Annotated in this window: 24 protein-coding genes; 10 read left to right on the forward strand and 14 right to left on the reverse strand. The window is 67.1% G+C overall.

Annotated elements, in window-relative coordinates; genetic code table 11:
• Positions 1-69 precede the first annotated feature (69 nt).
• From OJ997_RS03380 to OJ997_RS03425, 11 genes are read right to left on the reverse strand one after another with little or no spacing between them, the layout of a single operon-like run.
• Positions 70-363, reverse strand: a complete 294-nt coding sequence (locus OJ997_RS03380; protein ID WP_270023598.1) for a putative quinol monooxygenase — start codon at positions 361-363, stop codon at positions 70-72.
• On the reverse strand, positions 342-1,496 hold the full coding sequence (locus OJ997_RS03385; protein ID WP_270023599.1) for an XdhC family protein: 1,155 nt from the start codon (positions 1,494-1,496) through the stop codon (positions 342-344). Before OJ997_RS03385 ends, OJ997_RS03380 begins: the two co-directional genes overlap by 22 nt.
• 1 nt (position 1,497) lies before the next feature.
• Complete coding sequence (locus OJ997_RS03390) at positions 1,498-2,382, reverse strand: amidohydrolase family protein (protein ID WP_270023600.1); 885 nt, start codon at positions 2,380-2,382, stop codon at positions 1,498-1,500.
• The gene (locus tag OJ997_RS03395; protein ID WP_270023601.1) at positions 2,379-3,407 is read right to left on the reverse strand and encodes a vWA domain-containing protein; all 1,029 of its coding nucleotides are present in this window, start codon (positions 3,405-3,407) and stop codon (positions 2,379-2,381) included. Before OJ997_RS03395 ends, OJ997_RS03390 begins: the two co-directional genes overlap by 4 nt.
• Positions 3,404-4,252: an AAA family ATPase gene (locus OJ997_RS03400; RefSeq protein WP_270023602.1), complete on the reverse strand. Its 849-nt coding sequence runs from the start codon at positions 4,250-4,252 to the stop codon at positions 3,404-3,406. Before OJ997_RS03400 ends, OJ997_RS03395 begins: the two co-directional genes overlap by 4 nt.
• Positions 4,245-5,252, reverse strand: a complete 1,008-nt coding sequence (locus OJ997_RS37335; protein ID WP_308213564.1) for a xanthine dehydrogenase family protein molybdopterin-binding subunit — start codon at positions 5,250-5,252, stop codon at positions 4,245-4,247. Before OJ997_RS37335 ends, OJ997_RS03400 begins: the two co-directional genes overlap by 8 nt.
• Positions 5,253-6,605, reverse strand: a complete 1,353-nt coding sequence (locus OJ997_RS37340; protein WP_308213565.1) for a xanthine dehydrogenase family protein molybdopterin-binding subunit — start codon at positions 6,603-6,605, stop codon at positions 5,253-5,255.
• Positions 6,602-7,072, reverse strand: coding sequence for a (2Fe-2S)-binding protein (locus OJ997_RS03410; RefSeq protein ID WP_270023603.1), 471 nt, complete (start codon positions 7,070-7,072; stop codon positions 6,602-6,604). The genes OJ997_RS37340 and OJ997_RS03410 overlap by 4 nt, the downstream gene beginning before the upstream one ends.
• Positions 7,062-7,739 carry an FAD binding domain-containing protein gene (locus tag OJ997_RS03415; RefSeq protein ID WP_270023604.1) on the reverse strand — a complete coding sequence of 226 codons (678 nt, stop codon included), beginning with the start codon at positions 7,737-7,739 and terminating at the stop codon, positions 7,062-7,064. The genes OJ997_RS03410 and OJ997_RS03415 overlap by 11 nt, the downstream gene beginning before the upstream one ends.
• A 2-nt stretch (positions 7,740-7,741) precedes the next feature.
• Positions 7,742-8,380, reverse strand: coding sequence for a fumarylacetoacetate hydrolase family protein (locus tag OJ997_RS03420; protein WP_270023605.1), 639 nt, complete (start codon positions 8,378-8,380; stop codon positions 7,742-7,744).
• Complete coding sequence (locus tag OJ997_RS03425) at positions 8,377-9,075, reverse strand: FadR/GntR family transcriptional regulator (protein WP_270023606.1); 699 nt, start codon at positions 9,073-9,075, stop codon at positions 8,377-8,379. Before OJ997_RS03425 ends, OJ997_RS03420 begins: the two co-directional genes overlap by 4 nt.
• 73 nt (positions 9,076-9,148) lie before the next feature.
• Here OJ997_RS03425 and OJ997_RS03430 point away from each other — a divergent pair, with 73 nt between their 5' ends.
• The 5 genes from OJ997_RS03430 to OJ997_RS03450 all read left to right on the forward strand — a co-directional run bounded on the left by OJ997_RS03430 (position 9,149) and on the right by OJ997_RS03450 (position 14,031).
• Positions 9,149-9,889 (forward strand): amino acid ABC transporter ATP-binding protein, encoded by a 741-nt coding sequence (locus tag OJ997_RS03430; protein ID WP_270023607.1) that lies wholly within the window; start codon positions 9,149-9,151, stop codon positions 9,887-9,889.
• A 62-nt stretch (positions 9,890-9,951) separates the two neighbouring features.
• Entirely contained in the window at positions 9,952-10,824 is an 873-nt protein-coding gene (locus OJ997_RS03435; RefSeq protein WP_270023608.1) for a glutamate ABC transporter substrate-binding protein, read from the forward strand.
• Positions 10,825-10,833: 9 nt separating this feature from the next.
• Positions 10,834-11,487 (forward strand): amino acid ABC transporter permease, encoded by a 654-nt coding sequence (locus OJ997_RS03440; RefSeq protein WP_270023609.1) that lies wholly within the window; start codon positions 10,834-10,836, stop codon positions 11,485-11,487.
• Positions 11,484-12,281: an amino acid ABC transporter permease gene (locus OJ997_RS03445; RefSeq protein ID WP_270023610.1), complete on the forward strand. Its 798-nt coding sequence runs from the start codon at positions 11,484-11,486 to the stop codon at positions 12,279-12,281. The genes OJ997_RS03440 and OJ997_RS03445 overlap by 4 nt, the downstream gene beginning before the upstream one ends.
• Positions 12,282-13,185: 904 nt before the next feature.
• The gene (locus tag OJ997_RS03450; RefSeq protein ID WP_270023611.1) at positions 13,186-14,031 is read left to right on the forward strand and encodes a hypothetical protein; all 846 of its coding nucleotides are present in this window, start codon (positions 13,186-13,188) and stop codon (positions 14,029-14,031) included.
• 333 nt (positions 14,032-14,364) lie between these two features.
• Here the strand turns inward: OJ997_RS03450 and OJ997_RS03455 are convergent, their stop codons facing one another.
• Entirely contained in the window at positions 14,365-15,273 is a 909-nt protein-coding gene (locus OJ997_RS03455; protein ID WP_270023612.1) for a S1 family peptidase, read from the reverse strand.
• A gap of 381 nt (positions 15,274-15,654) precedes the next feature.
• Here OJ997_RS03455 and OJ997_RS03460 point away from each other — a divergent pair, with 381 nt between their 5' ends.
• From OJ997_RS03460 to OJ997_RS03480, 5 genes are all read left to right on the forward strand, one after another.
• Positions 15,655-16,374, forward strand: a complete 720-nt coding sequence (locus OJ997_RS03460) for a hypothetical protein (RefSeq protein ID WP_270023613.1) — start codon at positions 15,655-15,657, stop codon at positions 16,372-16,374.
• Between the two features lie 533 nt (positions 16,375-16,907).
• Positions 16,908-17,585, forward strand: coding sequence for a hypothetical protein (locus OJ997_RS03465; protein WP_270023615.1), 678 nt, complete (start codon positions 16,908-16,910; stop codon positions 17,583-17,585).
• Positions 17,586-18,234: 649 nt separating this feature from the next.
• On the forward strand, positions 18,235-20,964 hold the full coding sequence (locus tag OJ997_RS03470) for a PKD domain-containing protein (RefSeq protein WP_270023616.1): 2,730 nt from the start codon (positions 18,235-18,237) through the stop codon (positions 20,962-20,964).
• A gap of 319 nt (positions 20,965-21,283) precedes the next feature.
• Positions 21,284-21,859 (forward strand): hypothetical protein, encoded by a 576-nt coding sequence (locus tag OJ997_RS03475; protein ID WP_270023617.1) that lies wholly within the window; start codon positions 21,284-21,286, stop codon positions 21,857-21,859.
• A gap of 71 nt (positions 21,860-21,930) precedes the next feature.
• The gene (locus tag OJ997_RS03480) at positions 21,931-22,365 is read left to right on the forward strand and encodes an Imm7 family immunity protein (protein WP_270023618.1); all 435 of its coding nucleotides are present in this window, start codon (positions 21,931-21,933) and stop codon (positions 22,363-22,365) included.
• Between the two features lie 118 nt (positions 22,366-22,483).
• Here the strand turns inward: OJ997_RS03480 and OJ997_RS03485 are convergent, their stop codons facing one another.
• The gene (locus OJ997_RS03485) at positions 22,484-22,990 is read right to left on the reverse strand and encodes a DUF4240 domain-containing protein (RefSeq protein ID WP_270023619.1); all 507 of its coding nucleotides are present in this window, start codon (positions 22,988-22,990) and stop codon (positions 22,484-22,486) included.
• A gap of 133 nt (positions 22,991-23,123) precedes the next feature.
• Positions 23,124-23,456: a hypothetical protein gene (locus OJ997_RS03490; protein WP_270023620.1), complete on the reverse strand. Its 333-nt coding sequence runs from the start codon at positions 23,454-23,456 to the stop codon at positions 23,124-23,126.
• Positions 23,457-23,531: the final 75 nt, after the last annotated feature.

The raw sequence follows: 23,531 nt of genomic DNA on the forward strand, positions 1-23,531 counted from the left end.
CTAGAAGGTCAGAAGGTGCAGAGCGGGAATGCCCGATTGGGCACCCCGCTTGCACCTAAAAGGCCTGGATCAGTCGACCATCGGCGCGTAGAACTCGCGCTTGCGGTCGACCAGACGCGGGATCGCGTCGCCGAAGCCGAGGCGCTGGAAGTGCTCGGTCTCGGTGTGGGCGGTGTACGCCGCCTCGTCCGTGTAGACCTCGAAGATGAAGAACTTCGAGGGGTCCTCGGGGTCGCGGTTCGGGACGTAGACCAGGACGCCCTCCTCGGCACGTGAGGGCTCGACCAGCTCGGTCAAGCAGCGCGCGACTTCGTCTTCCTCGCCGGGCTTGGCGATCCAGGTCACCGCGACGGTGTAGGCCATTCTTCCCTTTCGTTGTTCACATCCGCGTGTCGGATCGGCCCGCGGGCCTCCCGCAGCGGCATTCCGTGGCGCCCCGCACGGTGGGCGATGATCTCGGCCAGGACGGCGACCGCCGTCTCCTCCACGGTGGAGGCGCCGATGTCCAGCCCGCAGGGCGCGAAGATGCGGTCGATCTCGTCGTCGGTCACGCCGACGTCGCGGAGCCGCCGGTTGCGGTCCGCGGTGGTGTTGCGCGAGCCGAGCGCGCCGATGTAGCCGGCGCCGGTGCCGAGCGCGGCCTGCACGGCCGGCACGTCGAGCTTCGGGTCGTGCGTGAAGATGAGCACCGCGTCGCGCGGGCCGAGCTCGACGCCGTCGAGCACCGCGTCCGGCCAACCGACCTCGGTCTCGGCGGCGGCGCTGAAGCGGCGCGACTTCAGGAAGGCGGAGCGCGGGTCGGCGATCGTCACGCGGTAGCCGAGGCCCTTGGCCAGCGGCGCGAGCGCGCTCGAGAAGTCGATCGCGCCGAACACGACCATCCGTGGCGGCTCGGCCTGGATCGAGTTGTAGACGCGCAGGCCGGAGCCGAGCGACGCGCCGTCCTCGCCGAAGTCGCGCAGCGAGGAGCGACCCTCCTGCAGCAGCCCCTGCGCCTCGCGCGTGGCGTTCTTGTCCAGCAGCTCACCGACGCCGAGCGACCCGATCGTCCGCTCGCCGTCGACGAACAGCTTCGCGCCCGCGTCCTCGCCGTCGAGCAGCGTCACGAGCCCGGCGGGCGTGTGGTCGATCGTCGCCTGCAGGTCGGCGAGCACGGCGTCCTGATGCTCGGGACGGAGCTCGTGGATGAAGATGTGGACGATCCCGCCGCACATCAGCCCGACCGTGCCGGCGAGCTCGTCGCTGATGCCGTAGGTGACGAGCTGGGGCGCGCCGCCCGACTCCAGCATCTCCATCGCGGCCGCGGCGACCGCGCCCTCGACGCAGCCGCCCGTGATCGACCCTTCGATGCCGCCCTGGTCGTCGATGTACATCGAGGCGCCGACGTCGAGCGGGGAGGACCCCTCGACTTCGACGAGGAGCCCAGCCGCGACCCGCCGCCCGTCTCGCAACCATCCGGCGACGGCGCTGGCGGTGTGCTGGACTGGACGGGTCATCCTATGCCTCCTCGAGCCTGTAGATGCGGCGCGCGGTCCGGCCGAGGATGTCGTCCTGGACGTCCTGCGGAAAGCCGGCGAGCACGCCGAACCACGCATTGACCAGGCTAGAGAAGTCGGTCCAGATGCTCTCCACCGGGAAGTTGGTGCCGAACACCGCGCGGCCTGATCCGAACTCGTCGACGACGACCTGCGTCACGGTCTTGATCCACTCCGGGTCGACGCGGTGGATGAACGTGCCCTGGCCGGACAGCTTCACGTTGAGGTTCGGGAACTGCGCGAGCTCGTGCAGGAACTCGCGCCACGGCTCGCCCTCGATCGGCATGCCCGCGTGGATGATCACGAACGTCAGGTCCGGGTGGTTGCCGAGCAGCTCCTTCACGTACGGGAGCTGGTTCGGGAACGCCTGCAGCTCGAACACCCAGCCGCGCTCGGCGATCCGCTCGAGGTTCTCGTTGAAGATCGGGTCGAGCATGGCGTCCGCGGACTTCGCGAACCGGAACGCCTCGTGCTCATGCCAGTGGACCTGCAGGCGGCATCCGCGCATCAGCGGCGAAGCGGCGATCTGCGCGTCGAACGTCTCCGAGGCCCGCGGGCTGAAGAGGTCCGCGGAGCCGACGATCGCACTCGGCCGGCCCGTCTCCTCGTGCTGGGACTGGACCCACTTGACCTCGTCGACCGACCGGTCCAGCGGCCAGTTGGCCTGCGTGTAGACCGACTGCGTGAAGCCGTGCGCGGCCGCGTCGGCGCCGTACTCGGCCGCCAGGTAGTCGCGTTTCTGCAGGGCCTCGTAGGGCCCGAAGATCCGCGGGATCATCGGCCCGCTCAGCCACGGGAGGTCCTGCACACGCCAGATGTGGTGATGGGCATCGACGTATCCGCTCACAGCTCACGCACCCTTTCCAACAACGAATCCAGTTCGCGCGCGCCCGCGAGGTCGACCTCGTCGACGATCGCGGCCATCGCGCGGGTGACCGGCTTGTACTCCGGATGGAGCGCCAGCGGCGACCACCACAGCAACTTGTGCGACAGGCGGGCGAGCCGATGGACGGCCGCCACCATCTGCGCGGGATCGCCGCGCTCCAGCCCGTCCGAGAGGACGATCGTGAGCGCGCCGCGCGCCCGGTCGGCGTAGCGAGGCGTGGTCACGAACTCGTGCAGCGAAGGTCCGATCCGCGTGCCGCCGTCCGCGTCCTCGACCACGGCACTCACCTCGGCCAGCGCCGTCGCGAGCTCCCGCTGGCGCAGCTGGCGCGTGACCCGCGTCAGGTGCGTGCCGAACGTGAACGTCTCGCACTGCGCGGCCCACGCGAAGCGCAGGTAGTCCGGCGTGTGCTCGCGCAGGGAGCCGGACACGTCGATCAGGAGCAGCAGCGGCCGCGTCCGGTGCGGGCGGCCGCGGCGGGCGAGCATCGTGATCTCACCCGTGCGGGTCGCGTGGCGCAGCGTGCGGCGCACGTCGATCTGCCCGCGGCGATGCGGCCGGCGCCGGCGCGAGCGGATCTTCGGCAGGTGCTCGCGCAGCGCCCGGCGCAGCTCGCGCAGGTCGTCGGCGTCGCCCTCGAACGTGCGCTTGTGGCGCAGGTCGTGGACGCTCGCGCTCTTGCCGGTGCCTTCGGAGAGCTCCTGCGGGGCGAGCTCGCCGCTGGACTTCGGCTCCGGCGCCTCTTCCTCGCCCTCCTCGTTGGGCACCTCCTGCGGCGGGGCGCCGAGGAAGTGCATGGCGAAGACGGCGTCGAAGAACGGGAGGTCCTCGAGCCGGATGACGAGCGTGACGCGCGCGAGCCAGTACAGCCGCGTGATGTCGTGCGGCGGGTTGTCGCGCAGCGCGGTGAGGAAGTCCACCCGCCGCTCCATGCCGACGTGCAGCGCCGAGACGAACTCCTCGAGCAGCTCGTCGGCCGCGATCACAGCCCGAGCCCTTCCGCGTGCGCGAGCACGTTCTCGGTGTCTTCCTGCTCCTTCACGAGCAACCCGAGCGAGCGTCGCAGCGCGCTGGGCCACGCCGAGCCTTCGTCCGAGAGCAGCTTCGCCGCCTGCGCCCACTCGATCGTCTCCGCGATCCCGGGCGGCTTGATCAGCGACAGGTCGCGCACGCCCGCCACGGCCGCGACGAGCGTCTTCGCCGCGTCCTCGGGGAGCCCGGGCACGCGCGACTCGATGATCCGCCGCTCGCGCGAGGAGTCCGGGAACGCGATCCAGTGATAGAGGCAGCGCCGCTTGAGCGCGTCGTGCAGCTCGCGCGTGCGGTTGGAGGTCATGATCACGATCGGCCGCTCGACCGCGGCGATCGTCCCCAGCTCGGGGATCGTGATCTGGAAGTCGCTCAGGAACTCGAGCAAGAAGGCTTCGAACTCGGAGTCCGCGCGGTCGATCTCGTCGATCAGCAGCACGCACGGCGTCCGCAGCGCGCGCAGCAGCGGGCGCTCCATCAGGAACGACTCGTCGTAGAGCTCGCCGACCGGCTTGCCCTCGGCCTCGCACGTGCGGATCGCCAGCAGCTGCTTCGGGTGATCCCACTCGTACAGCGCCTGCGCCGCGTCCAGGCCCTCGTAGCACTGCAGGCGGATGAGCTCGCGCCCGTGCACACGTGCGAGCACCTTCGCGATCTCCGTCTTGCCGACGCCCGGCTCGCCCTCCAACAGGAGGGGACGGCCGAGCGTCAGCGACAGATGCGCCGCGGTGAGCAGCCCCTCGTCGGCGAAGTACTGCTCCGCCGCGAGGGACCGCCCGAGCTGCTCGATCGGATCAGGCACTCGCCCGCAGCTCGTCGAGCCCGCGCAGGACCGACTCGGGCGTGAACGGCATCTCGATCAGCCGCACGCCGCACGCGTCGAAGACCGCGTTGGCGATCGCCGGGATCGGCGCGTTGGCCGTCATCTCGCCGATGCCCTTCGCGCCGTACGGCCCGTTGGCCGCCGGGAACTCGATGATGTCGGACTCCATCTTGGCGTTGTCCGCCGGCCCGGGCATCAGGTACTCCTCGAAGTCCCGCGGGCCATGGTCGCGCTGCGGGTAGTACGGGTCGGTCGCCTCGTACAGCGCGTGCGAGATGCCCATCCAGGCGCCGCCCTCGATCTGCTGCTTGGCCATCCGCGGGTTGATCGCGCGGCCGACCTCGTAGACGTTGTGCAGCGCGAGCACCTCGATGACGCCGGTCTCGTCGTCGACCTCGACGTCGGCCACCGTGCAGGCGTGGGCCTGCGCGGAGTCCGGGTCCATCTTGCCCGTCTCGGGGTCCGGGTAGGAGCGCTCCTTGAGGAAGATGCCGCGGCCCGCGATCGTGCGGCCGAGCTTGAAGTGCGCGGCCATCGCGAGATCCACGACGTGGATCTTGACCTCCTCGGAGCCCTTGAGCTTGATGAAGCCCGTGCCGTCCGTCTCCAGGTCCTCGGCGTCGACCTCGAGCTCCTCGGCGGCGGCCGCGAGCATCGCCTCGCGCGCCTCCTGCGCGGCCATGATCACCGCGTTGCCGACGCGGTGCGTGCCGCGCGAGGCGAACGTGCCCATGCAGTGCGGGCCCGTGTCGGTGTCGGCGGTGTCGACGATGATGTTCTCGTACGGCAGCCCGAGCGTCTCGGCCGCGACCTGCGCCGCGACCGTCTTCAGGCCCTGCCCGAGGTCCACCGACGACAGGGACACGACGAAGTTGCCCGTCGTGGTCGAGTGCACGAGCGCCTGCGTCGGGTCACCGCCGAGGTTCATGCCCGTGGGGTAGTTGACGGCGGCGTAGCCGCGTCCGCGGAGCTTGGCCATCTAGCGCGCCTCCTTCGACGACATCGCCCGGTACTCGTCGGGCAGCTCGTGGCCGACCTGCTCGGCCGCCTTCTGGATGACCTCGATCAGCGCGGTGCCCTCCGCGACCTTGTGGTGGGCCTTCATGTCCCCGTCGCGGTAGGCGTTCTTGAGCCGCAGCTGCAGCGGGTCGAGGTCCAGCGCCCGCGCGATCCGGTCCATCGTCGTCTCCAGCGCGAAGTCACCGATCGTCACGCCGAACCCGCGCATGGCGGACGAAGGCGTGCGGTTGGTGTAGACGCACCACGAGTCGATGTGGACGTTCGGGATGTTGTAGGGGCCGGGCATGTGCGCGGCGGCCTTCGTGGTCGCGTACGGGCTGTGGCGGCTGTACGCGCCCGCGTCGGCGTAGAGCGTGACCTGACGGGCGACGATCGTCCCGTCGTTCATCACGCCGTCCTTGATGTAGATGCGCTCGGCCGCGCGCGGGGAGGAGATCTGCATCTCCTCGTAGCGGTCGTAGACGTACTTGACCGGCTTGCCCGTCTTCATCGCCGCGATGCACGTGATCGGCTCCACCGTCACGTCGACCTTGCCGCCGAACCCGCCGCCGACGGTGCCGCCGACGACCTGCAGCTTGCCGAACGGCACGTCGAGGATGAGCGCCGTGTTGTCGAGCGTGAAGAACGCGGCCTGCGTGTTCGAGTAGATCTTCAGGCGGCCGTCGTGCCGGGGCTCGACAATGCACCCCGTCGTCTCGGTCGGGGCCTGCTCGATCGGCTTGGACTGGTACTTGAACTCGAAGATGTGGTCGGCCTCGGCGAAGCCCTTCTCCACGTCGCCGAGACGCACGCGCCGGCAGTGGTGCCCTTCGTACTCGAAGTAGTTGGTGCCGTGCGGCTTGAGCGGATAGGCGTCGGCCTTGATCGCCTCTTCGACGTCGAAGATCGGCTCCAGGTCCTCGTACTCGACCTTGACCGCCGCGGCGCCCTCACGCGCGGCGCGCTCGCTCGTGGCCACCACGGCCACGATCGGCTCGCCGTACCAGAGCACCTTCTTCTCGGCCAGCACCAGCTCTTCGGGGTAGCCGACGTTGATGAGCGTCAGGACCGTGTACCAGTTCTTCGGCACGTCCTCGTGCGTGAGGATCTGCACGACGCCCTTGACCTTCTCGGCCTCGGACGTGTCCACCGACACGAGGTTCGCGTGGTGGCGCTCGGAGCGGTGCATCTTCAGATGCAGCATCCCGGCGGGGTTGACGTCCTCGAAGAACTGCGTGCGGCCCGTGACGTGGCCGAGCGAGTCCAGGCGCTGGACGGGCTTGCCGATGACGTCGAACGTGCTGTTGCCGTTGGCGCCGTTGCCCTCGCTCATGACGTCGCCTCCGCGGCGATCAGGATCGCCTCGATGATGCTCTCGTAGCCCGTGCAGCGGCAGACGTTGCCGGAGATCGCCGTCACCACGTCCTCGCGGGTCGGGGCCGGGTTGACCGCGAGCAGCGCCTCGGCGGCCATGATCATCCCGGGCGTGCAGAAGCCGCACTGGGTGGCGAAGTTGTCCAGGAACGCCTGCTGGAGCGGGGAGAGCCCGTCGGCGGGCGTCGTCCCCTCGAGCGTCCTGACGGTCGCGCCGTTGATCGTCTCGACCGGGACGAGGCAGCTCATCACGGCCTCGCCGTCGACGTGACAGGTGCAGGTGCCGCACGTGCCGACGCCACAACCGCGCTTGGCGGCCGTGAGGCCGAGCGTGTCCCGCAGCGCGCCGAGCAGCGTCGTGCCCGGCTTGGCGATGAACTCCTCTTCGGAGCCGTTGACGGTGATCTCGATGACGCTAGACGGCATTGGTGAGCGCCCTCCGGACGTGGACAGGCAGGACGCGGCGGCGATACCAGGCGCTCGCGTACGCGTCGTCGAACGGGTCGGCGGCCTCGAGGGCGGCCTCGGCCGCGCCGTCGATGTCGCCCTCGGCGAGCTTGGCCTCGGCCGCGAGCGCGCGCACGGGACCGGGCGCGACGCCGCCGAGCGCGATCCGCACGCCGTCGGAGGCGACGGTCACGATCGACGCGCTGTTCTGCTTGCGCCGCATCGCCTTCGTGTAGTACCAGTGCTCCGGGACCTTGAAGGTGATGCTCGTGACCACGTCGCCGGTCTTGTCGATCTGGGCGTCCAGCGCGAGCAGGCAGACCGCGAGGTCGCCGTGCGGCTGCGGGGCGAACAGGTTGCCGCCGACCGTGGCCATGTTGCGGATCGTGGGGGAGGCGATCGACGCGATCGACTCGCGCAGGAACGGGACCTCGCGCGCGAGCTGCGTCAGCGTGGTGGTCGCGCCGACGCGGACGGTGTCGCCGTCCGTCTCGACGCCGGAGAGCCCGGCGTTGCGCAGGCTGATGATCGACTGGTCCGGCCCGAGGTGCGGGTACAGGCCGGTGCAGCCGGCGACCAGCACGCCCTTGCCTTCGTCGAGCAGCGCCACGGCCTCGTCCACCGAGGTGGGAACGTGGACCAGCATCGCTAGATCTCCACGACCGGGTTGCGCAGCACGCCGATGCCCTCGATCTCGCACTCGACGACGTCACCGTGCTTGAGCGACTGCTTGGGCTCCATGAACTCGCCGCAGCCCCAGGGCGTGCCGGTGACGATCACGTCGCCCGGATCGAGCGTGAACGAGTGCGAGCAGAAGCTCACCAGCTCGGCGACGCTGAAGATCATCTCGCTCGTGTTGGAGTCCTGCTTGACCTCGCCGTTCACGCGCGTGATCAGCTTCAGGTTCTGCGGGTCCTCGATCTGGACGACCTTCGGCCCGAGCGGGCAGAACGTGTCCAGGCTCTTGGCGCGCACCCACTGCACGTCGGCGAACTGGAGGTCACGCGCGGAGACGTCGTTGGCGATCGTGTAGCCGCCGACGTAGGACAGCGCGTCCTCGATGGAGACGTTGCGCGCCTCCTTGCCGATGATCGCGGCGAGCTCGACCTCCCAGTCCACGCGCTCCGTGAGCGCGCGCGGGATCTTGATCTCCTCGCCGTCGCCGATCAGCGACGTCGTGAACTTGCAGAACACGAGCGGCTGCTTGGGCGGCTCCGCCCCAGACTCGCGCACGTGGTCCATGTAGTTGAGCCCGATCGCCACGATCTTGCCCGGCCGTTCGATCATCCGGTCACCGCACTTTCGACGTTCTCCAGGTGGCGCAACATCGCCGCTCTGGCCTCCTCCGCGTCGCCGGCGGCGATGGCCGCGGCGATCTCCACATGATCCTGCGCGCTCTGGGCGCGCACCTTCGCCAACCGCCCGGTCCGGCGCCGGCTCGCGAGGCCCATGCTCGCCACTGAATCCAGCAGCCGGCTGAGCACCGCGTTGTCGGCCGCGCGGGCGATCAGCCCGTGCAGCTCGATGTCGTTCCACATGAACGCCTCGGCGTCCTCGAGCGCCTCCGGGGAGGACTCGGCACAGCGCACGAGCTCCTCCGCGGCGGCGATGTCGATCCGCTGGGCCGCCAGCGCGGCCAGACCGGGTTCGACGAGCTTGCGCGCCTCGAACAGCTCCGCCAGTCCGGCATCGCTGAGGCTGAGCACTAGCCCGACCGGCCGAAGTAGTTGCTCCGGTTCCAGGGCCGTCAGGTACGTGCCGTCCCCCTGGCGCATCTCGGCGACGCCGAGCATCGCCAGCGCCCGCAGCGCCTCGCGCAGGGACGAGCGGCTGACACCCATGGAGGCGGCCAGCTCGCGCTCAGGCGGCAGGCGGTCTCCCGGCTTGAGCTGACGCTCGGTGATGAGCGCGATCAAGCGCGCGGCGATCTGGTCGGGGAGCGCGTCCCGCTGCACCGTGCCGAAGGCAATTGGCCGGACCATTGAACCACCAGGCTACCAGGGACGTGACTCGTGCTGTCCATCCGTATAGGGTTGAAAACAGGGTGAGGGGTAAATGAGTGACCAGAATCTGGTCGAACTTCAGGGGATCCATAAAGCGTTCGGCGACAACGTCGTCCTGGCCGGCGTAGACCTTTCGGTCGCGCGCGGCGAGGTGATCGTGATCGCCGGGCCTTCGGGCTCCGGGAAGTCGACGATGTTGCGCTGCGTCAACGGTCTGGAGACAGCAGACCGTGGCGAGATCACGTTCGACGGACGACCCGTGAAGCCGGGGAAGGGCTTATCGGCGTTACGGGCGGAGATCGGGTTCGTGTTCCAGCAGTTCCACCTCTTCCCACACATGTCGGTCCTGGACAACATCGTCCTGGCACCGGTGAAGGTCAAAGGCATCGCGCGGGACGCGGCGCGCACACGCGGGCAGGAGCTGCTCGAACGTGTAGGGATCGCCGAGAAGGCGCATCAGTTCCCGGCCGAGTTGTCGGGCGGGCAGCAGCAGCGGGTGGCGATCGCGAGGGCGCTCGCCATGGACCCGAAGCTGATGCTGTTCGACGAGCCGACCTCGGCGTTGGACCCGGAGATGATCCGGGAAGTGCTCGACGTCATGCGCGACCTCGCTCGCGAGGGCATGACGATGCTGGTCGTCACGCACGAGATGGGCTTCGCCCGTGAGGTGTGTGACCGACTGGTGTTCATCGACGGTGGCCTGATCGTGGAGGAGGGGCCGCCCGCGGAGTTCTTTGCCAATGCGCAGTCGGAACGCGCGCGGGAATTCGTCGACAAGATCATCCACCACTAGGGGGAAGGGCGGAGGACATGCAGGGTTTGCGTTGGCTGGGAGTAGCGCTGACGGTAGGCGCGTTGGCGTTTGCGGGATGTGGGGACGACGAGGCGCCGTCGGGGAGCGGCGCCGCGGGTGGGGAAGCGACGACGGAGGCCACTCCGGCCGCGACCGCCGAGAAGTTCGCGGCGGACACGTCGCTGGGTGCGATTCAGGCCAAGGGCGAGATCACGATCGGCGTCAAGTTCGACGTGCCGCCGTTCGGCATCAAGAACCCGCAGTCGGGTGAGGTCGAGGGCTTCGACATCGAGATGGGCAAGGCCGTCGCGGCCAAGCTCGGCGTCGAGCCGAAGTTCATCGAGGCGATCTCGGACAACCGCATCCCGTTCCTCGAGGACGGCACGGCGGACCTGATCCTCTCGACGATGACCATCAACGAGGAGCGGGTCGGGCAGATCAACTTCTCCGATCCGTACTTCATCGCGCGCGGTCGCGTGCTCGTGCCGGGTGACTCGGACATCACGGGCGTCGCGGACCTCGCGGGCAAGAACGTCTGCACGGCGCTCGGCTCGACCTACGAGGCGAACCTCAAGAAGCAGGCCCCCGAGGCCAAGCTCAAGCTCGTGGACTCCTACTCGGAGTGCTTCGAGCTCGTGCAGAACGGCGCGGTCGACGCGGTCTCCACGGACGACGTGATCCTCACGGGCATGATCATCCAGGACGAGACGCTGAAGCTCGTCGGTGACCAGCTGACGCAGGAGCCCTACGGCGCCGGCATCAAGAAGGACGACCAGGAGATGACCGACTTCGTCAACGGCGTCTTCACCGAGCTCAAGGACAACGGCACCTGGCTCAAGGTCTACGACGAGTGGGTCGGCAAGTACACGGGCGAGCCCGGCGAGCCGCCGACGATCGGCGTCGACGAAGCCGTCGAGCTGGTCAAGAACAACTAACGACGTCGCTTGATCGACGTCCTCACAGAGCACTGGTCCGAGTTCAGCTCGGGCTGGTGGGTGACCGTTCAGATCATCGCGGGCTCCTTCGGGATCGCGATGGTCGTCGGCACCTTCGTGGCGGCGTTCCGGATCGCGCCCAACAAGTGGTTGCAGCGCCTCGGCGGGCTCTACGTCGAGGTGTTCCGGAACATCCCGCTGCTCGTGCTCCTGTTCATCTCGTTCGCGGGATTGCGCCGCGCGGGCGTCGACATCGGGCCGTGGGTCGCCGGTATCGCCTCATTGGGGCTGTACACGGCGGCCTACGTGGCCGAGGCCCTGCGCTCGGGCGTGTTCTCGGTCGGCAAGGGCCAGATCGAGGCCTCGCTCTCGCTCGGGTTCTCGTACGCCGAGACGTTGCGCCGGATCGTGCTGCCGCAGGCGTTCCGCACCGTCATCGCGCCGCTGGGCTCGCTCACCATCGCGATGATCAAGAACTCGGCGATCGTGGGCGTGTCACTGCTCGCGCTGCCTGATCTCTTGAAGCAGGCCCGCGTCGTGTCGGCGCGCACGTTCCAGACCGACGAGACGTTCTTCTGGGCGGCCGTCGGCTACATCATCCTCACCGGGGCCGCGACGCTGATCTTCCGCGCCCTCGAAAAGCGATTCGCGATCGCCCGATGAGCTACCTCTTCAGTCCCGACAACTGGGAATGGCTCTGGACCGGCAACAACGCCCGGTTCATCCTCGAGGGGTTCCTCATCAACCTGGAGATCGCGGTCATCTCGATCATCTTCGCGTTGATCTTCGGGCTCGTGCTGGCGTTGCTGCGGCTGTCGGTGCTCAAGCCTGTGAGCTTCCTCGCGGGCGCGTGGGTCGATGTCTTCCGCAACCTGCCGCTGATCTTCCTGATCCTGTACTTCGCCTTGGGGTTGCCCCAGTCGTGGAAGCAGGCCTGGGAGGACGCGATGCCGAGCTGGGCGCCCGAGGCGTTCCAGTCCGGCCTGGTGCTGGGCGCCTTCATGGGCCTGATCCTCTACAACAGCGCGGTGCTGGCCGAGATCATGCGCGCCGGCATCCTGTCGTTGCCCAAGGGCCAGGGCGAAGCGGCGTCCGCGTTGGGCATGACCCGTCGCCAGGCGCTGCGCTACGTGATCCTGCCCCAGGGCCTGCGCCGCATGGTGCCGGCCACGGTCTCGCAGCTGATCACCCTGAACAAGGACACGACGCTCGTGTCCATCATCGCCATCACCGAGGTCATGCGCCGGGGGCGCATCGTCACGTCGTCGGGCTTCTTCGGAGACGTGACGGCACCGATCCTGCAGGTGTTCATCTTCATCGGGTTCCTGTTCGTGGTCGTGAACTACCTGCTCTCGCGGCTGTCACGCCGGCTGGAGATCCGTGAGCGCAAGATCACGGGCACCAAGCTCAAGCGCGTCGGCGGCCTCGAGGACCAGGTGGCGGCGGACCCGGTCTAGTACGTGGGCGTAGGGAGGCAGTCGTCGTTGGGAGTCGGAACCCGTCGGCACCTCCCTGCACTCGCCCCTGGACTCGCGTGCTGGTGCGTGTCGTTCGCGGGGCTCTTAAGTGTGCTGGGAGGTACCGCCGCGTTCCGCCTAGGAAGCTAGGTTGGCGAGCGTGGCGCCTTCTCTTTGGTGGCGCGTCTGAGGGAGGCGGGGGAGAGGTGCCGTGGCCTTTCGCCTCCTTGGCTTCCCAGAGATCAAGTCAGCCCTCCCGCTTGATCGCCGAGGCGTTCCCGTGGAAGCCGCGCCCTCGGGGTGGGCTTCCCTGACATCTCTGGCCCTTCGGTGCTCTCGGGCGCGGTCCGCTTGGCATAGACCCAAGCTGGGCATCGCTGTCGCTGTCTCCAGTGGCGTCGGTGGACGGCGTCATTCGAGCGCCATCGAAGTACGCGTTTGTCCACACAGACGCTATTTTTCGATTGCCGTCGAACAGCCACGGGCCGCTCGTCACAGCTTCTAGCACGGTGCAGCTCGAACCCGGGTCCGTCCGACGTCTCGCACACCCTATGGCGGTGTCCGACAATCCCCTTACGCGTGCCGGCGAAATCCTGAAGGCGGCGGACTACGTGAATCTCGAGCAGCGGGTAGCGCGACAGGGCGAAGCTTTGCTGCTGATGCACGAAGCTCTAATTGAGATCGCTTCCGAATTGCGAAGGATCCAACGGGGAGACCTGCCCCCTGGGACGGTGGCTAGGTACTAACAGTGGCTGAGTAGCTCCGACTACAGGCCCGGGAGCGATTGCCGTCTCGGCCCACACGGACTCGGGTCTTGTCGGCCCCCCCAAAGGGGCGGCGAGTTTGCCGGGCAGAGCCGTGAGCAGTGCCGCTTCCGACGGTTCCGTCGTCGCAGGCGAGGACAATGCTGTCTGTGCTCAATGCTTCTGCGAGCGATAACGAGGATCGGTCTGAGCGAATTCGCGATTTCGTGAGCCTCGGAGGCAAGGTCGTCGGTGCCGTTGCAGGGTCCGCCATTGGATTGCTGGGAGGACCTGAGGCGGCGCTCGCCGGTGGCGCTGCTGGCACGACCGTTGGGGAAGTGCTTGCAAGTGCCGGCGTCGAGTTCTTCGATAGGCGGCTGGCTGAACGGCAGGGTGTACGAGCAGCGGCGGCGCTCGCCGTGGCGACCGTAGAGATTGACCGTCGCCTCGCTGAAGGCGAGCGCCCACGCCCCGATTTCGCGGACTATCCAGCGGAGGACTCGGACGCATCGCAGGTACTCGAGGGGACGCTGATGACGGCTGCCAACTCGTATGAGCAGCGCAAAGTCCCGTACATGGGCCGATTCTTCGCGAACCTGGCGTTCGACGAAACGGTGTCCGTCTCACTCGCGAATCTGATCTTGAAGCTGCTCGATCGATTGACCTACGGGCAATTCAGGGTTCTGGCGACTCTCGCAAGCGAGAACTACCTCGAGATGCTGATTCAGCTCGGCGCCGAGCGCAGAGAGGGAACCTTCAGCTCCAACGACGATGTGGTCGCCGAGATGGACGAACTGTCTTCTATCGGGCTCATCGGAGTCGGACAAACGGACGGCCAAGTGGTTCCTCTTACGGCCGTTATCGAGGGCAGCTCGTGGAGGACAATGGACCTATATCGCGCCCGGCTCACGCCGCTGGGAGTCCGCGTGCACAGGCTTCTTGGGCTAGCCGCGATGCCAGACTATGAGAGGGACGCGGTGGTTGCCTCTCTGCGTGGGCAGGCGTAGAGGGTCGGGGCGTCGCCGTACGACCGTGTCACCACGCCGGTCTCTCTCGCGCTGAGGCACGCAGCTCCGAACGGTCGGGCAAAGGGTGTCTCTCGACGATCGAGCTACTCCGTCGGCGACCGTCGCCACGCTGTCGCTTTGCATGGGGACCAGCAGTGGTGCACGAGAGCCCGGAGCCCGGCTTCGGCTGCAGTGCGCCGCGGGCGCGGGCGCCCAGATGCCGCGTCACAGCTCCTGCTGGTGATTGCGGTTCCGCCGAGCGTTCCCGTGCTGACCGCTGAGGAGTTCGCGGCTGGCGCGTCAGGGCACCCGTAGACGTCGAAGGAAACGCGCCTACTGCGGTTGATGCGGCGTGGACGCCGGCTTCGTCGCGTGACCCTCGGTCGGCGGCGTGTCGTCGTCGTCGGAGCTCGCCAACGCTTCCAAGCAGTCCGAAATGGCCTCGGCAATAGCGTCAACCGGCACCACGGTCGCCAATCCGCTGTTTTCCTCAAACACGACCCGGGTGTTCCCCGTCTGCACCGAGACCGCCTCGTCGTGGTACGGCAGATACGAGTCCACAATGCCGATTAGGAACGTCGTCCCGTACTCCAAGGTCTTACCGTCCTCGCCGATCCGCAGCAACGGCTTGAGGAACACCGGCCCGCCACTGTTTCCGGGGAACACGTTGCAGTCGATCATGAAGCCACGGGCTTCCTCGATCACGTCCGCGTCCAGGCGCGCGATGATGCCGCCGCGGACAATTGAGTACTTTCGCTCCACGCCAGAGAGGCCCAACGGGAATCCGCACACGAACACCTCGTCTCCGGCGCCAACGTCTGCGGCAAGTAGCTCCCCAACGTCGAGCCACCCTCCTGGGAGCACAGCCGTGTAATCGACCCCATCCGCATCCCACTGCTCCTCGTCGATGAGCGTGACGGCGACGTCATAGCCCTCGGCGTCGTACCAGCGCGGTCCCTCGTCGTCGCGGGAACTCAAGACGTACCTCGTCGCGTTCGGTCCGGCGTTGATCTTCGCGTATAGGGTGTCCTGTCCAACGACGACGTGCCGTGCCGTCACTAGGAACAGGAACCGAACGATCTCCTCCTGGTTGTCGGCGTCGGGAAATTCCACCTCAACCAGCACGCCGCTACCAAGCGCTTCGAAGTCCGGCTCCTCGTCGGGGTCGTCAGGGTCGTCGGGGTCGTTCAGGGTCTCCAACGCAACGACTGCATCGAGGTATCTCGTGGGCAAGAGGGACATGCGCGCCAGGCTATTCGATCGGTAGCTCTCGATTGGAGAGGCGGTCCACCGCTGTCGTCGATGCTGGCCCGCGCAGTGTGGCGCCAAGCCGCCCCAGTCAGAATCCGCGTCCGCACTCGCATTCAGGCGAACTCGATCCTGACGCGACCTCGCTTCGGCACTGTCGCAACGGACGACAAGCGAAGATGGTCCTTCTCGACGATTGCGCCATCCACCGGGCCAGCGGTGGCTGTCGCTTCGCACGGAAAGCGACAGGAGACGCGACGGCTCCGCGATCTATTCCGTTCGTTCCGAGGACTGCAAGTTGTGGCGTCCCGTCGCGCATGGAATCCTTCTCGTGGAGCCATTTGCCCCAAGTTCGAAGTGAATGACGAGGTATACGTGCCCTCGTCTGTCCTTAGCAATGCGTCCCAACTGCCGCATGCGCTGACGAAGAAGACCGTCCTCGCCACCCACGGTCGCAGCATCACCGTCGACTACGTTGGGGGCGCGACCGTTGACATCGGATCCGCAAGGGTCCACGACTCGCGGATCGGATTCGTGGTGTTGCGCATCGGCGATTTCGTGTCAGAGCCGGCCTTGCTCGACCCACTCGGGAAGTCCGTTCTCCAATTCCTCCGTTTGCTTGTGCCTGATGACCACGTTCGCGTGCTCCAAGTCAGAACGATGTCCGAGCTCACGACGTACTGGGCCGCTAATCACACTCTGTGCAGCCATGTCGTGCTCATCGCCCACGCTGGCGGCGGCACAGTGTCGTTCCTCGACAATGGCCACGTGTCCGGCGCTGACTTGTCCGCAGCGCTTGACGCGGCAGCACCAACAGCTACAGAGAAGGTCTGGGCGTCTCTTGCATGCAGCGGACGAAAGAACTTCGCGAAGGCGTTCTCGGAGTCTTCAGTCTGCTCGCATTTCGTGGCGCCGTTCGGCGTCGTTCACGGGGCCGCAGCGTCCCACTTCTGCCAGAGCTTCTTCCTCACGTTGCTCCTCAACGGCAGCACTGCGGTCAATTCTTTCAACTCCGCCGCCAAGATCGTGATGGGCGAGACGCACTTCCGCCTCTGGCGAGGCGGCAAGATCAAGGCCGGCAAAGCGCTCAGCTAGCAATGCCAGTACGGGCCAAGGCAGCTACCCGCCGCTCCAGAATCGGCTGAGCGCACGCCCAGTCGCGATGGCAACTGATCTCCGCGTGGGGACTGCCTCCCTCATCGCAGGAGCCATGGGTGAGCTGCGTCACGAGCGCCCTGTGTTCCACGTTGAGCGGGATTTCCAGCCTTCGCTGGGATGGCGGTTGCATTCCCAGCATCCGACGGCCCGCGTCAGCCTCGGACCGCGCAACCTTGCGGCCCGCTCTCAGGCGCGACACCGTGGCCATCGGCTACGCCGACAGCTCGAGCCAAGCGGCCCGCGCTTGGTCTGACAGCTGCGCCGCTGCTCCTGGGTTGACAAGCGGAACTAGCACTTCTCGACGGTTCCGCTACGTCACTGGCCGGCGGCTTCGGTTCTCGCGTCGAATGGAAAGCAGCGGTGCCGCGAGAGGCCCATCGGCCTCAGTGCGGGTTTCGGAGACCGGTACGACCCCTTGTCGAGTGAAGTGGAATTCAGATTGGGCCCGGATCGGGCGTCATACTGACCCTGTGCCGACTGACGCCGATCTCATCGCACAGGGGCTGACACCCTTCGACATTGACGAGGTTCGAATCCTCAAGCGCTACCGCGAGCTCGTTGCCGAACTTGAGCACAGTGCGCTTGCCAAGCGCACGAAGCTCACCTTCAACATCGGCGGGGCAGGAGACGACCGGCTTGATGGCGTGACCGTCGACCAGATCAAGTCACTGGCGATGGACTTCCGCAAGCTCGGCTGGAACAACGAACCCAGCGGCGTCACGTTCGACCAGTTGCGCAACCTAATCCAGCGGCACGCACGAGCGTCTGGCACCCCCGAGGGCCGAACGCTGATCGACTGGTTCAAGGAGCTAAAGTCAGTTCGGCGAGAGCTGCTGCGCGGGTCAAGGGTGCTGGGTTGGACGCTCGAACTTCCTGACGGTTCGACGCACGAGGTGACCCCTGAGGAGATTCTCGACGTCTTCATCAACGGGGTGGCGTTCCACTCGGATGAAGCCAAGCGCAAGAGGTGGAATGAACTCGGTGGATGGGATTCCGCGCTCCTGCGGTGGAATCTCGTTCTCGCGATGTGGGACTTCCTCGAGTTGTTCCGCGCACTCGACAAGTTCGTGGGATCGATACTCGCAAATCAGGCGCTGTGCCCGGCGGACACTGAATCCGAAGGTGCGACGCTCCAGGTGAGGGCGTAGGTCAGCCGAGCCCTGGCATCCGACTTACGCCTGGTCATCGAGCGGCTGAACGTTCCGACGCCCATAGCGTTTGCTGCTTGACCGAAATCCGGCTGTGTTCCTCCCAGAGCGCGCTGTCGCACTTGTGTTCAGGACGAGAAGTGGAAGCAGTGCTTTTCGACGATTTGGCACCTCGCTGTACGCGTAACTGATGCACTCCGAGGCGGCCGGATCCGCGAGGTTCGGTTTGCGAGTAGACATCAGCGCCAACGACGAAGGGCGTGCTGGCCGACGCGTTCTTCTTCGTCATCGACGCCTTCTTGGGGTGGGTACCGGAGCGACAGCCGTGGCGAACGATCGTGGCAGGGCTTTACGTCTTAGCCGCGGCTGCGGCAGGCGCGCTGCTCGTTTGGTTGGTCGCTTCCTCGTTGCCCGAGTCTCGCATCCGAGTGGACGAACGCTCCGTCGGGCGAATCGGGGCGAGCTGTTGAGCCGGCGATCACTTGATCGCCGAGACGCACGGCGTCCCTGGACGTTCGTTTAGTTGTGATTTCCTGATCAGTGGCGGTAGCTTGCGCTGTGCCGCAAGGGGCGGCGCCTATCCAATACGCCGGTTTCGGGGGTCACGATGTTCCGAAGGCCAACAGTCAAGCTCAGCCTGCTTGCGTGTGTGGCGCTCGCGGTGTGCGCGGTCGCGATCGGCGCTAGTGGCAAGCCGGCGGAGGCGATCTACAACGGGCAGGTAGTTGCCTGGTCATCGAACAGCCAGTTGGTGAAGGTCCACAAGGCAGCTTCGGGCGGCGGGTACTACTCCTGCGGTGGCGCTCTGATCGACGATTCGTGGGTGCTAACCGCCGCGCACTGCGTCACCGAGACCACTGACGTGTATGGATGCGCGCAGCTGCTCTGGGGCAATCCGACGGATTCCTGCTACGCGCTGATCGAGCGGGCGGGGAACCTGTACCTGGGCTGGAGGGCGTCCAAGGCGTCGGACATGTCCGTGCTGACATCCTCCGGCGGGACGCTCGACGTCGCGCAGGTCAGCGTCTACAACGCGTATGCGCAGACGACGCCCGTTGGCGCGCCCGGCTGGAAGCCGCTTAGCTGCGCGTGGAAGTGCGGCAAGCTCGACCCTGAACACGGGTCGGTCTGGGGTGACGTCGCGCTGCTGCGCCTCAAGACGCCTGCGCGCGGTCTTGCTCACTCGCGGTTGCCGTCGAGCTCTGCGCTGATCAGCGGCGGCCGCGCCATGACCGCATTCGGGTGGGGCGACACGGACTCCGGATCGGGCAACTCCCAGTCGTCGGATCTGCGCTCCACGCGTCCCGGCTCACTGCAGCTCACGGACATCCCGACCATGCCGGGCTGCAACCCCGACTGGCCGTACTCGTCGCAGATCGCGCCGAGCACGGTGCTGTGCACCCGTTCGCCGTCCGCTAACGGCGGCACCGGCAAAGGTGACAGTGGCGGCCCGCTGTACGCCACGGACGCGGATGGGCAGCCGACGCAGGTCGGCGTCGTTAGCTTCGCTCCGCTCACCGGCTTCCCGACCGCTTCTGATCCGCAGCATCCGGCGAGCGTGCCGGCAATGGTCAAGTGGATCCGGTCCAAAACAGGGCTCGGCGGGGACGTGATAAGCGGCTCAGACAATGTCGCGACAGCGCTGATCATCGACAACTCCGGGTCGATGTCCTCCAACGACCCGTCGGCGTTGCGCGGGCAGGCGGCGCGGTCCTACATCACTACCGGCGTCGACGGGGACCACGTCGGCATCATCGGGTTCGAGGACTCCGCCCGGCAAATCTCCCCGATGCGCCAGTTGCCTTCCGGCCGGGACGCGCTGCTGGGCACGCTGACCTCGGCGAACATCTACGCTGGCGGCGGGACGAACATCGGCGCCGGGATGAGCTCAGCGTGCACGCTGCTGCAAAACGGGACCGGGCTGCCGCAGCGCCGCGCCGCGATCCTGCTCACCGATGGCGTCGGCAGCTACTCAAACCAGGCGTCCTGCTTCTCCTCCCGTGGGTGGAAGGTGTTCACGGTCGGGCTCGGCAGCGGCGTCTCGGCCAGCCTGCTGACCAGCATCGCCAACGACACCGGCGGGACCTACCAGCCGGTCCCGACCGCCGCGAACCTCCAGTGCGAGTTCCAGAAGATCCGCGCGCAGATCGCTGGTGCGACCCCGAACCCGTGCGCGTCGGACACGATCCGTGCTGGACAGACCATCCAGAAGCTGGTGCAGGTCGCCAAGCGGACCGCGCAGGCGGTGTTCTCGACCAGTTGGCCGGGCAGCGACATCGTGATGACGCTGGAGTCCCCGTCCGGCCGGCAAATCACCCGCACCACCGAGGACTGGGACGTCACGCACGCAGTGTCCGGCACGCAGGAGTCTTACGTCGTCAAGGTCCCCGAGTCGGGCGAGTGGAAGGTCAGCCTCTACGGTGCGGACGTAGAACCGCAGGGCGAGCCGGTCGTCTTCGGTGCCAGTGCCGTTCCGTTCGAGAACGAGACGCCGACGATCACTCCGACGGTGTCCTCGCAGACTGGCGCGTCGCCGGTGCAGGTCACGTTCACCGCGAACGCCGCTGACAGCGACGGCAGTGTCGTCGACGTCGCCTGGGACTTCGGGGACGGCAGCGCCGGGCGAGGGGAAGCGGTCACGCACACCTACACGACGCCCGGCACATTCACCGCTTCCGCCACCGCCGCCGACGACCAAGGTGAGACGACGACCGTCGTCGCGCCCGCGGTCACCGTGACCGGCGGGGCGCCGTCGGCGTCGTTCACCGCGACCGACCGCGGCCTGACCGTCGACGTCGACGCCAGCGCGTCCGGGGACCCAGACGGGCCGCTGGTCCGCTACGGGTGGGACTTCGACTCCGACGGGACGGTCGACGCGGAGTCCGCGACGCCGCGCGCATCGTTCACCTATCCGTCCGCCGGGGAGTACACGATCACGCTCGCCGTCGAGTCCGGCCAAGGTGAGCTCGCGACTACGATCCACGAGATCGAAGTCGAACAGAACGCCGAGACCCGGACGAACGGGACGGTCGGCGGGACGGTCCCGGCGACGTTGTCGCTGACGCTCGGTGGCCCGGTGGCTCTTGGGACGTTCGCTGCGGGCGTCCCGCGGACCTACACTGCGACGACGACCGCGAACGTGGTCTCTTCCGCCGGCGACGCGACACTGACCGTCGCCGGGCCGGTGCGACTGACGAACGGCCCGTTCACGTTCGCCTCGCCGGTCGAGGTGTCCGGCGTGCCGCGCTCCTGGGACGCTCCAGTGTCCAACGACCCGGTGCCGCTCACGGTCTCGCAGACGATCAGCGCCAACGAGCCGCTGCGTACCGGCCCTTATTCGGCGGCGTTGACGTTCACGCTGTCGACGACCACGCCGTAGTCGGCGGCTGACGTTCCGCTCGCCGCGGTCAACAGATCGCGGCGAGCATCCGCGCCATTCGTCGTTCTAGAGACGCACCAAGTGGCGGTGGCGTCCGGCGCACGACGGGTTCACTTGCGGTATCGCGTGCGACGGCTCAAAGCTACGCAGAAGGGCCGAGCAGAGGCCAGTTCGAAACGGGCGCTTTTCGACGAACTCGCGCATCCGCGGCCATCGCCCAACCCACTCGCCGCCGGGGTTCAACGAAGGGAGCAGCGACTGTCCTGGACGGGGCGTACGGTGCGGCGCCCGGACCAGTGGCTGTCGCTACGGTCGGTGTGTGCCGGACCCGCCATTGCTCCACGGCGTCGGTGATGACGTCGGCTTCGAACTGCGACTCGCCCAGGCGATCGCTTGGTGCTCGACACGATGGGATCCGGCACGCCCCGATTGGTCGCTGCGTACTCCGTCGCTCCGGCCCTCCCTATTGGCAACGGGTCGCGGTTCGACGCTGCGCCACCTGTGCGAGCTGAGGGTGGCCTGGGACCGCGCCGTCTTTGACGCGCGCGCCGCAACCTCGACGGCCGATCTGCACGATGGGCGGCTGCTTGTGTTCGCGCCGGATGAGACGCTCAGCGACGGCGCGGCCGAGGAAGCGACGCTCGGGTTCCTCGATGAGGACAACACTCCTCCGTGGGACACCTGGATCGGAGTGTTCCACGCCCAAGCGAGACTCAGCCCGCGTTGGCACGACGATGCCCCGCTGGATTACCTCGTGAGCTGGGTTCCCAAGGACCTGGTCGACCGGGTGACGATCGGAATCGAAGTCAACCCCGAGGAGTGCTTGGTGTGGCTGGAGGACAGCTGTGTCCCGTTGAGTACTGACTGCCGCGCCAGAGGACTGCTGGCCCGCTGACGCGGCGGCGCTTCCGCTTCGAGCCAGAAGCGAAAGTAGCTCTATTCGACGAACCGACCACAATGACGGGCATGTTCGAGTATCACGGCTGGGCCACGATCCTGGATTCGACCGGATACGAGGACCTCGACGAGGACCCGTCGACCGCCACGCTCGAGGCCGTCCGAAGTGCGATGGCGGACTCGGGCCTAGAGCACCGTGTTGCGCTCGGCGCGCGCAACGGCTCCTGGTTTTTCCAGATCCACGGCCTCAACAACCACCGCAACCCAAACGTCGTGAGGCTCTTCGAGGCCGTTGCCCGCATCGCTCCGGGGTCATACGGAGTGCTGTTCACCCACGATGAGGAAGCTGGGTTAGGAACCCCGCGAGGACCAGACGACACGGGCGAGCTCGACAACTGGTGGTACTGCCGCGTGATGAAGCGCGGTCGCGTCGAGCGGCACGCCGACGCGTTGCTATCGCCGCATGTCCCGACGGTCGAGGACGACCTCGAAGACCCTGCCTGAACCGCATCCCGCACGAGCGGCCAGCAGACGTCCGAAGTGGTGTTTCTCGACGAACTCGCCGCTTTCGCCGGCGCTGTCATCGGAAGCCCTCACCTCGCCCAACCGTGACGTGACCGCTTCAGCGATCGTGCGCTCGACGCCATAAGCGTGGGAACCGCGCCTCGAGATCCCTCTCGTCCCACGGTTCGCCAACGGGCTCTAGGCACATCGGCACGTCGTCGAAGTCCGGCATCTCCCCGCCAAACGCCTCCTCGTACACCGAGCGCGCGGCAAGCCACAGACCCTCAATCTCGAACGTCTCAACGTCCCGCGGTACAAGCTCGGCCAACGCATCAGGCTCGCGGACGCCGATCTCATAGATCGCCTGTCCGCGACTGATCAGCCACCCGCGAAACAGCTCGAACGACGCTTCTCGCATGCCGCCAGCGAGCAGGTAACCAGCGCCCCAGGTGTCCCAGCGGTACGCCTCCCACTCAAAGACATCAAACAACCGCGCGAAGGCCTCCAAGTCCTCGCGCGACCGACCCTCAAGCAGCCGCTCCAGCGCAGGTCCATGCCCGTCAAGGTCTCCACCGACCGCGTCCCGAGACTGATCGATGAGGCGCCAGAACTCCGTCTCAGTCATCACACCACCCATTCTTGCGTCGAAAGGGCGAGCCCGTCAGACCTCAGCTCCCGGCGGCGGGTCGAGTCGCACGGGAGCGGTCCTTTTCGACGAAAAGGGACCTTCAGGGCGCCCGACGTTCCGGTTGCCGCGGTCACGTGCCCGGTCCGCCGGGCTGCGGCGGTGGGTCCATCGGTGACGGCAGCCGCGGCACGATCGAACCTGTGCAGGCGTCGATAACGCGGCGCTCGCCCAAGGGCGCTGCGAGCTCGACGCTTAGGGAGTGCATGTGCCCGGCAGCACGCGTTAGCCCACGTGGCGCAGTGACGACGATCGCGATCGCGACGGCTTCCTTCGTTTCTTTGACCGAGACGGAGTCGAACCGGTGGGCCGGACGAGTGGTGTAGTCGACTCGCAACCGGCGATCGACGGGCTCCGCGTCGTAAGCGTCGATGCGCGCGGGCTTGCGAAACCGTCCTGACGTCACGTCGTCGGAGTATCTCTTTTCGACGATTCCGCGGTTTGAGCTCTGTGGCGGTGCTGACGCTGGTCGCCGGCACCG

It is taken from the genome of Solirubrobacter phytolaccae (assembly GCF_027587195.1).
Lineage (GTDB): Bacteria > Actinomycetota > Thermoleophilia > Solirubrobacterales > Solirubrobacteraceae > Solirubrobacter > Solirubrobacter phytolaccae.